Genomic DNA, 2,096 nt, shown 5'->3' with positions numbered 1-2,096 from the left:
ATATGCTGCGCTAGGTTACGTAAGTAATTTACTTACACCAATAGTAGCACCATGGTTTCACATCTACTTCGATGTATTCTCAGGTGTACTGCAAACTTTCATATTCGCAATGATAACAATGATTTACATTGCAATGGGTATGGGACAAGAAGAAAATTAAATTTGAAAGGAGAAATTTTAAATGCAAGGAATTTCAGGTCACGATTTTATTTTAGGTATGTCAGCTTTAGGAGCTGGTATAGCAATGATAGCAGGTTTAGGCCCTGGTATTGGTCAAGGTATTGCGGCCAGTCGTGGTGCGGAAGCTGTTGGTCGTAATCCGGATGCACAATCCAAGATCAACTCAACCATGGTATTAGGTATCGCCTTAGCCGAAACTACAGGTATCTATTCCTTGGTCATTGCGATTCTTTTGATCTTTGTTAAGGCGGCATAGGTGTTATGATTGATTTTAACGTAGCGAACTACCTGCGTATCAATCTGCAAGATATGGTCATGACATTGATCTCCACAGTCTTGATTGTATTGTTTGCGAAACATTTTTTTTGGGATAAGATCTTAGCTTTTGTGAAGAAGCGTCAAGATTTGATCCAGGGCAATATTGATTCGAGTGAAGATTTGAAAAAAGCGGCGTTGGCACAAAAAGAAAAGTACGATGTACAGATGCAACATGCGGGACAAGATGCGCATGTGATCATTGAGACGGCGCGTGCCAATGCGACACAACAGAAAAAAGAAATCTTGGATCAAGCCAATTCGGAAGCTGCCCGTATCAAAGCGAAGGCGCAGGAAGATATAGACCGAGATCGTTTGAAGGCGCAGGATGAAATGAAAGAGGCAATCAGCGATGTCGCCATTGAAGCCGCGAAAAAGTTGGTCGATAAGGAAATGGATGAATCCACACAGCGCAAGTTTGTGGATGATTTCTTGGCTAAGGCAGGAGATCAACAATGATAGATATGATGCCCTATGCACAGGCTTTATTTGAAATTGGTATCGAATCCCAAAAAGATGCCATCTATTTAGATCAGTTGAAAGCGTGCGCGAGTGTATGGATGTCGGATCAAGAACTGGTTGCAGTCTTGAAACATCCGAAAATCAAGCGAGAACAGAAGGAACAAATTCTTTCGGCGTGCTTTGAAAAAGCCGTGGATCCTGTTGTTTTTCGTTATCTTCGTGTGTTGAATCAACATGATTTGTGTGCATATATTCCGGAAATCTATCAAGCCTATAAGAAATGTTATGACAAGTATCATCATATTGAGATGGTCGAAGTTTATTCGGCTGCTTCTTTAGATGCTAAACAAGTCGAAGATCTAAAGAAGGTCTTGTCTAAGCGTTTGCATAAAACGGTTGAACTGGATGTGAAAGTGGATCCAAAGTTGATTGCTGGATTGAAAGTTCAAACGGCCGATTTTGTACTAGACAATACGGTGTTGGCTAGGGCAAATGAAATGAAAGAACAAATTAAGAAAAGCTAGAGGTGGTACTATGAGTTTAAATCCCGCAGAGATCAGTAAACTGATCAAAGCCCAAATTCAAAATATCGACCAGAATCTAGAAATGACAGAAAGTGGCACGGTCATCAGTATTGGTGATGGAATTGCGACCGTTTATGGTCTTCGCAATGCGATGATGAGTGAATTGTTGCTGTTTCCTCATGATGTGTATGGCATGGTCATGAACTTGGAACAAGAAAATGTTGGTGTCGTTTTGTTGGGAGAAGACCCCGATATCAAAGAGGGCGATGCTGTAAAGCGAACCGGTCACATTGTGGAAGTACCGGTTGGCGATGGTTTATTGGGTCGTGTTGTCAATGCCTTAGGACAGGCGATTGATGGGCAAGAGCCAATCGAATACAACAAGACGCGTCCGGTTGAACGAGTAGCACCTGGTGTCATTACGCGTAAAAGTGTTTCGGTTCCCCTACAAACGGGTCTAAAAGTCATTGATTCTATGATTCCTATTGGTCGTGGTCAGCGTGAGTTGATCATTGGCGATCGTCAAACGGGAAAGACCGCAATCGCGATCGATACCATTTTGAATCAAATGGATACCAATGTGAAATGTATTTATGTGGCGATTGGTCAAAAAGC

3 protein-coding genes and 1 pseudogene are annotated in these 2,096 nt (G+C 41.9%); all 4 read left to right on the top strand.

Annotated elements, in window-relative coordinates; genetic code table 11:
• Positions 1–181: 181 nt before the first annotated feature.
• On the top strand, positions 182–436 hold the full coding sequence (atpE, locus tag SOS22_RS07185) for an ATP synthase F0 subunit C (RefSeq protein ID WP_320596779.1): 255 nt from the start codon (positions 182–184) through the stop codon (positions 434–436).
• A gap of 5 nt (positions 437–441) precedes the next feature.
• Positions 442–954, top strand: a complete 513-nt coding sequence (atpF, locus tag SOS22_RS07180) for a F0F1 ATP synthase subunit B (protein ID WP_320325950.1) — start codon at positions 442–444, stop codon at positions 952–954.
• Entirely contained in the window at positions 951–1,481 is a 531-nt protein-coding gene (atpH, locus tag SOS22_RS07175) for an ATP synthase F1 subunit delta (RefSeq protein ID WP_320325949.1), read from the top strand. The genes atpF and atpH overlap by 4 nt, the downstream gene beginning before the upstream one ends.
• A 10-nt stretch (positions 1,482–1,491) precedes the next feature.
• Positions 1,492–2,096 (top strand): annotated as a pseudogene (locus SOS22_RS07170) (F0F1 ATP synthase subunit alpha); the annotation flags it as partial.

Origin of the sequence: Absicoccus sp. (assembly GCF_034090965.1) — a bacterium.
In the GTDB taxonomy this organism is placed as follows: domain Bacteria; phylum Bacillota_I; class Bacilli_A; order Erysipelotrichales; family Erysipelotrichaceae; genus Absicoccus; species Absicoccus intestinalis.
Note: the sequence above shows the minus strand (reverse complement) of the source record. Positions and strands in the feature narration are given on the sequence as shown.